Raw genomic sequence first — 305 nt, forward strand, 5'->3', positions numbered from 1 at the left:
TCCACCGGGCTGAAGGTCTTTGGTGAAGGCGAATGGAAAGTCAGAAAGCACGGCAAAGAGCGCCGTCGTATCTGGCGTAAGCTGCATCTCGCCGTTGACAGCAACACACATGAAATCATCTGCGCAGACCTGTCGCTGAACAATGTGACGGACTCAGAGGCCTTCCCCGTGTTAATCCGGCAAACCCACCGGAAAATCAGGTCAGCCGCCGCCGATGGCGCTTACGATACCCGGCTCTGTCACGATGAACTGCGGCGTAAGAAAATCAGCGCGCTTATCCCACCCCGAAAAGGTGCGGGTTACTG

General features: G+C 56.4%; 1 protein-coding gene. It reads left to right on the forward strand.

All coding sequences use genetic code 11. The features are described from left to right. On the forward strand, positions 1-305 hold a 305-nt coding region (locus K5R89_RS27260; protein ID WP_221853884.1), incomplete at both ends, for a transposase.

Origin of the sequence: Klebsiella sp. TF21-TM, assembly GCF_019753495.1 — a bacterium.
Classification (GTDB): Bacteria; Pseudomonadota; Gammaproteobacteria; order Enterobacterales; family Enterobacteriaceae; genus Klebsiella; species Klebsiella quasipneumoniae.